This is a genomic window from Marinimicrobium sp. UBA4209 (genome assembly GCF_002381585.1).
In the GTDB taxonomy this organism is placed as follows: Bacteria; Pseudomonadota; Gammaproteobacteria; order Pseudomonadales; family Cellvibrionaceae; genus Marinimicrobium; species Marinimicrobium koreense.
This window is the reverse complement of record NZ_DFTP01000117.1, coordinates 53,382-60,355: the sequence shown is the minus strand read 5'-3', so window position 1 is coordinate 60,355 and position 6,974 is coordinate 53,382. Positions and strand designations below refer to the sequence as shown.

The following is a 6,974-nucleotide window of genomic DNA, read 5'->3' as shown; positions in this document are numbered from 1 at the left end:
CACCACCTCGGCCTGTGTCTCGGCCAGCGTCACCTCAGCCTCAATAAACATGCCGGGACGCCATTGGCCGGACGTGTTATCAAGATATACCCGGGCCAGGCCGGTGCGTAGCTGTTCGCTGACCATGGGATCGAGATAATCGATTCGGGCGTTGACCGGTTCGGGACCGAACGCCGTGCTAAGGCGCACCGGCTGACCTGTCTCCACACGCCCAATCTGCCGTGGGTAGAGCGCAATATCGACCCAGAGCGTGGAAAGGTCCGCCACAACGAACGCGGCGTCGGTGGGTTGAATCTGTTCGCCCAGTGTTGCGGAGCGATCAATGACCGTGCCGCGAATCAGGGACTTGAGCGGAAAGCGCTGCAGGGTCTGGGAGCTCTCGCCAACCGCGAGGGTATCGCCGGCCGAAACGGAATCACCAATCCGGGCACTGACATCAACAATCTGGGCCGGGTAACGAGGGCTAACCTGAGCCACCGCTTCTTTGTTCAGGCGAACTTCTCCTGGCAGAGACACGGTCTGACTTACTTTTCCGGGGCCTGCAACTTTCACTTCTCCACCCAACGCCCGGAGCGTTTCGGGATCAACCGAGGCTCCTTGCTCTTCGTGGCCTTCATGCCCGCCATGCTCCTCGTGGGCTCCTCCGCCCGCTTCATTATGGGCTTCTTCCCCTTCTCCATGGGCTTGGTGATCAGATTCCCGCTCACCGTGGTTTTCCTCCTCACCGTGGCCCTCGTGCTCGCCGTGCTTTTCTTCGTTATGGGTTTCTCCTTCCTGCGCTTGTTCGTGCTCGTGATCGTTGTGTTCGGTTTGCTGAGCCTGTGCATTGATGCTGACCCCGGACAAGGGCAGCGCGATACTGATCATAAAAATCCAGACGGATGCTAACGGCTTCATGATTCACCTGCTTGTTCTTTAGTAAAACGGGTTTCGGGTTCGTAGGGTTCACTGACCCCTTCTATTGAGTCGGGAGTCAGACTCCATTGCCCGGTCAACCCCGTGCCAGTCAGTTGTTCGAGAGTCACCAGCGTCTGGTGGAAGTTGATGGCCGCCTTGAGCGCATCGCGCTCTACCGCCAGGCGCTCTTGCCGGGCATCCACCAACTCCAGGTAGGTATAGAGCCCTTCCTGATAGCCACGGCGAATGCTCTCAAGGGCGGCGCGCGCGGAAGGCAATGCCTCCCCTCGCAGGCGAAGCGCCGTGTTACGGAACACTTCCAGCTCCTGGTACAACCGCTGGATTCGGGCCATCAATTGCACCCGAGTTGCTTTCTCTTCCAGTGCCAGTTGCTCGTACTCGGCCTGACGGGCCCGGACTTCGCCCTGGTTTCGATCGCTGACGCCGAGCGGCATGGACAGGCTCAGGGTAAAGGCGTGGTCGTCGGTTTCCCGCACCTGCCTGACGCCGACCCCAACTCGAAGGTCCTGCCGGCCACGGGCCCGGGCCAACTGCAATTCCGCTTCGCGCAGTCGCCGTTCGGTGATATAGCGGGACAGCTGTGGAGAATCTTCCAGGTGACGGCGTACTCGGCTGAATTCCGGCAACGCCACCAGGTCGTAAAGTGCGGCGCTAACCCGCTCGAAATCCGGTTCGGTCTCGCCCCACTGCGCGGCGAGCTCGACTCGGGCCGACGCCAACTGCTGCTGGGCCGACTCAAGGGCCAGCTCCGCCCGAGTGACCGCAATGGCCGAACGCTGAAGAGACGCATCGCTGGTGGTTCCTGCCTGGACACGCCGCTGGATGGTTTCCCGGCTTTCCCGCGCCAACGCCAAAGAGAGCTCGGCCAGTTGGATGTCTTCCTGGGCTTCCGCGACACTCAGATAGCGACGTACCGTTTCCGCCAGGACCTGCCAGCGAACCTGACGGTACTCACTATCAACCAGGTCAGTGCGATAGCGTGCAACGTCTTCCCGCTGGCCGCGTTTACCTCCCAGCTCGATCAGTTGACTCAGCACCAGCGAGGTTTCGGCCGAACCGGTACCGCTAAAACGGCCACTGCCGCCAATATTTTCCACCTCCACGGCCAGCTCCGGGTTGGGCCTCAAGCCCGCCTGAAGTTCACGGGCTTCTGCCGCTCGGCGACGATAAGGAAACTGCGCCAACTCGGGGTGTCGCTCCAGGGTATAAGCCAAGGCCTCATTCAAGGACAGAGGCTTTGGCGCCGCTCCCGCGGGCACAGCGGTCGAGGCCCACAGGAGCGCAATAAGCCCAAATAGCCCCCTCCGCCTTGACGGAAGGGTGAATAGAGAGAGAAACATGTGTTACCTGCCTGATGGTTCAGAAATAGACACGGGCCGACTCATGCCGGGCCAATCGTCGGGCCGACAAGTCATCGCTTGATCACTAAGGTGTCAAATCAGGCTATGGGAGGTGGCACATCGGGTGCCATAAAGAACTGCGGAGGTAGGGGCAAGTGCTCCGCCTGCCAGCGGTGGCCGATCGGTCGGAGGGAGCCAAAATCACCATTGGCGACAAAGAACAGATGAGCGTGGGCGTGACAGCTGTGGGCGTGAACGCAGCTTCCACCCGGAGGATGAGAATGCTCGGAGTGAGAGTGTTCTGAGTGATCGGCATCGACGGCGCTATCCGCATCCGCGATCTGCTCCAATGCCGTTGCATCTCCCATCACCAACTCATGCCAGTCCGCAGCGAACACCAGGTTCGCGACAGCCACCAACATCAGAAACAGGATCAGGGAGCTTCTCTTCATGGCATGGAGTCTACCTGCTAACGACCAAGGACGACAAGCACTCCACACGGTCAATAGCTCATTGCACGCCACTCAATGACGGGCAAAGTGCCGATCAGACATGGTTGAACAGCGCCTGCACGTTCTGTGCGCTCTGTTCGTACAGCCGAACCAGGGTTCGGTTGACGGTAGACAGGTCTTGTTTCATCGCCAGGCGGCGCTCCAGCCGCTCTATGACATCGACCACCTTTCCAAGACCGCCTTCTCGGGTCAACGCGGCGGCTTTCACATCACTGGAAATATCCAGCGCATCCAGAAACGTCGGCAGATCAACGCCCAGCATCACATCCGCCCCGGACAGCAGCCCGGCCAGGAACGCCCGACCGGAATCCAGCGGTTTACCCCGGTAGTATTCAGACAGCGCGGCGCAGGCCTGGGCACGCACCAGAATCAACCGCACCTTTTCCGGCGAGCCACCCTGCAGGGAAGAAATCAGCAATACCCAACGACGGATCGCCAGGATGCCCATGCGCATGACCACCTCTTTGAGCGAGCTGACTTCCTGGCGGGTTTTGTAAAGGGGGCTGTTGACGATCCGGATCAGACTCACCGACAGCATCGGATCTTCGGACAATACCTGGGTGATACGATCAATATCGGGTTCAAGTGCGTACAGAAGTCCGATCAGGCGGGCGACATTCAATGCGGCGGGGCTGAGTTTCTTTCCGTGAATGATTTTCGGGCGGGCAAAGAAGTAGCCCTGAAACAGATCGAAACCAGCGGCATAGAAACGTTGATGATCTTCGGGTGTTTCAATTCGCTCGGCCAGCCAGCGCACCGGGTAGTGGGATAACTGTTTGCGGTAGGTGAGGGCCTGATGAAAGGGGGTTTTCTCCACATCCACTTTGATGATGGAAGACATGCGCAACAGGGGTTCCCACTCGGGTTTGAACTCAAAATCGTCCAGCGCAAAACTGAAGCCGCGCTGGTGCCAACGCCGAACCGCTTCGATCACTTCCGCGTCCGGGTCGATCCTCTCTACCAGCTCCACCACGACCCGACCCGGGTCGATGGGCAGAAACGCACCGGAACACAAAAAGCTGCGGGACACGTTAATAAAAGCCGGGGCCTGATAGCGCTTGATCTGATCGCTGACGCCCGTACAGAAGTTGAACAACAGTTCGTTGGTCGCGTTGCGCTCACCGACATCAAAGGCGGTCTGGCCCTCGTCGTTTCGATACAGCAGCTCCACACCGGCCACTGCATTCTCTCGGTCGTATATGGGCTGTGCTGCCAGAAGAACATTCAGTTCACTGTCGGAATCGTCTGCCGGCAAGTCGGGGCCATTCGCCATTGGGAAACTCTAATGTAATTGTTGTCTTGACGATGTGAGTATACGTGCCAGACAGACCCCTGTCGCCCCGGTGTCGGTAAGTTTAACAGGGGCACCCTCGAGGTGCCCCGGACCACCCAACGCGACTAAATCGTCAAGGTGATCTTGCCAAAGTGTTGGCCCGACTGTTCATACTGAAAGGCGTCAGCGATATCTTCCAGAGCAAATGATCGGTCAATCACCGGCTTGAAGCTGAGCACTTCCAGTGCGCGCACCATCGCTTGCTGATCCGCACGACTGCCGACAATCAGCCCCTGAATTCGAGCCTGCTTTGCCATTAGGCGAGCGGTCGGAATATCGCCCGCCACGCCGGTCAACACCCCGATCAATGCGATGTGTCCGCCAATTGCCACCGCGTTGATCGATTGCGGCAAGGTGCCGGGGCCGCCCACTTCGATGATGTGGTCGGCGCCGTAACCATCGGTGAGCTTGCGCACCGTTTTGCCCCACTCGGGATCGTTCTGGTAGTTGATCACATGATCGGCACCGAGGGCTTTGAGCTTTTCCAGCTTGGCATCGGAGGACGACGTGGCAATCACCTGCGCCCCCATGGCCTTGGCCATCTGCACCGCAAAGATCGATACCCCACCGGTGCCCAGGGTGAGCACCGTCGCGCCCGCTTTCAGGCCACCATCGACGACCAGAGCCCGCCAGGCGGTGAGGCCGGCGGTGGTCAGGGTCGCCGCTTCTTCGTGGCTATAGCCTTTCGGGGACAGGGTGAAATAGTGTACCGGGCGCACGACCGACTCCCGGGCATAGCCATCAATGCCGTCACCGGGGGTAGTGGAGAAATCACCGATACGGGGTGGGCCCGACAACCATTGGGGGAAGAAGGTGGACACCACATGATCGCCCGGTTGGAACTCGGTGACCTCCGGCCCCACGGCATCCACCACCCCCGCGCCGTCGGACATGGGGATACGGTTGTCCTCGGTGGGGATGATGCCGGTGACCACGCTCAGGTCATGAAAGTTGAGGGAGCTGGCGTGCAGACGCACGCGGATTTCCCCCGGACCGGGTTCACCCGGCTCCGGGCGGTTTTGAAGCTCCAGAGATTCGAGGGTGGCGGGGTTGCGTACCGCAATGGTTTTCATGGGGCACTCCTTCGAGGTGAAACGAATGATCCCAGTGTAGCTTATGGGGAGGTGGGTGTGGTTGGGGGATGGTGCAGGCGTTGGGTGACGGCGGATGCGGCCTTTGGCCTTATCCGCCCTACGCCTGGCTCCGAGGTACCCGTAGGGCGGATAAGTGCGAAGCACGCATCCGCCGTTACCGTAAGTGAACCTACGCCGTAGCCACTTCGGCTTTCGCCGTTGCCGCCGCATCATCTTCCTCTTCCACCGAACTGCGAATCAGATGATCAAAGGCACTCAACGCCGCCGTCGCACCGGCACCCATGGAAATCACGATCTGCTTGTACGGCACGGTGGTGGCATCCCCCGCGGCAAACACGCCGGGCATGGAAGTCGCACCGCGGGCGTCGATCTCGATTTCACCAAAGCGGTTCAACGCCAGGTCGCTGCCCTTGAGCCATTCAGTATTGGGCACCAGGCCAATCTGGACAAACACCCCGGCCAACTCAATGGTCTGGCTCGCGCCGGTCAGGCGATCGGTGTAAGTGATGCCGTTGACCTTGTTGCCATCGCCGTTGATCTCGGTGGTCTGGGCGCTGGTAATGATGGTGACATTCGGCATGGATCGCGCCTTGCGTTGCAACACGTCATCCGCTTTGAGCGTGTCGGCATATTCGAACACGGTCACATGCTCGACAATGCCTGCGAGATCAATCGCCGCCTCGACACCAGAGTTACCGCCGCCAATCACCCCGACATGCTTGCCTTTAAAGAAGGGGCCATCACAGTGCGGGCAGTAAGCGACGCCCTTGTTGCGGTACTTGGCTTCGCCGGGCACGCCCAGCTCGCGCCAACGGGCACCGGTGGCCAGCACCACGGATTTGCTCGACAGAGTCGCGCCGCTTTCCAGTTCCAGGTCAATCATCTTGTGCCGGGCGATGCTCGCCGCACGCTGTTCGGTGATGATGTCCACGCCGTATTCCTTGACGTGCTGCTCCAACCCGGCGGACAGTTTCGGACCCTCGGTATAGGGCACCGAGATAAAGTTTTCAATGCCCATGGTATCCATCACTTGGCCACCAAAACGCTCGGCCAACAGGGCGGTGCGCACGCCCTTGCGCGCGGCGTATACGGCCGCGGCGGCACCGGCGGGGCCACCACCGACAATCAATACATCATAGGGATCTCGCTCACTCAGCGCGGCGGCCTTCCGGTCGGCCGCACCGGTGTCCAGCTTATTGACGATCTCTTCCAGGGTCATGCGGCCCTGACCAAAGTGTTCGCCGTTCAGATAAACGGCGGGCACCGCCATCACTTGGCGCTCTTCCACTTCCTGTTGAAACAGACCACCGTCGATCATCTCGTGGGTGATATTCGGATTCAGGGTCGCCATCAGGTTCAGGGCCTGAACCACATCCGGGCAGTTCTGGCAGGACAGGGAAATGTAGGTTTCAAAATGGAATTCGCCTTCCAACTGACGCACCTGCTCCAACACCTCCGGGTCGGCCTTGGACGGATGACCGCCCGCCTGAAGCAGCGCCAGTACCAGCGAACTGAATTCGTGCCCCATGGGAATACCCGCGAAGCTGACGCGGGGTTCTTCACCGGCGGGGGCAATCGCCATGGCCGGACGGCGCTTGCCGTTACCGGGTTTCTGTTCAATTTTGGCGGACAACTCGGCGATTTCACTCGCCAGACTCTCCAGCTCGGAAGACTTGGGGGTTTCATTACCGGACACACGAATCTCGATCGGATTGACGATCTTCTGCAAATAGGTGTCCAGTTGCTGTTTCAGCGTTGCATCCAACATCGGTGTGTC

Annotated in this window: 6 protein-coding genes; all 6 read right to left on the bottom strand. The window is 59.8% G+C overall.

Translation table 11 applies throughout. The features are described from left to right. Nucleotides 1–897 (bottom strand): efflux RND transporter periplasmic adaptor subunit (locus tag B3187_RS17390; RefSeq protein WP_286807749.1); only part of this gene is annotated, 897 nt, incomplete at its 3' end. Further along, on the bottom strand, nt 894–2,132 hold the full coding sequence (locus B3187_RS17385; protein WP_286807748.1) for a TolC family protein: 1,239 nt from the start codon (nt 2,130–2,132) through the stop codon (nt 894–896). The genes B3187_RS17385 and B3187_RS17390, both read right to left, overlap by 4 nt. Nucleotides 2,133–2,356: 224 nt before the next feature. Continuing rightward, the gene (locus B3187_RS17380; protein WP_123638516.1) at nt 2,357–2,710 is read right to left on the bottom strand and encodes a hypothetical protein; all 354 of its coding nucleotides are present in this window, start codon (nt 2,708–2,710) and stop codon (nt 2,357–2,359) included. A 94-nt stretch (nt 2,711–2,804) separates the two neighbouring features. Further along, a complete protein-coding gene (locus B3187_RS17375) occupies nt 2,805–4,043 on the bottom strand; it encodes an EAL and HDOD domain-containing protein (protein ID WP_286807747.1) in 1,239 nt (412 codons plus the stop codon). 125 nt (nt 4,044–4,168) lie between these two features. Continuing rightward, nucleotides 4,169–5,176: a zinc-dependent alcohol dehydrogenase family protein gene (locus B3187_RS17370; RefSeq protein WP_286807746.1), complete on the bottom strand. Its 1,008-nt coding sequence runs from the start codon at nt 5,174–5,176 to the stop codon at nt 4,169–4,171. 190 nt (nt 5,177–5,366) lie between these two features. Next, complete coding sequence (gene ahpF / locus B3187_RS17365; RefSeq protein WP_286807745.1) at nt 5,367–6,965, bottom strand: alkyl hydroperoxide reductase subunit F; 1,599 nt, start codon at nt 6,963–6,965, stop codon at nt 5,367–5,369. Between the last annotated feature and the right edge of the window lie 9 nt (nt 6,966–6,974).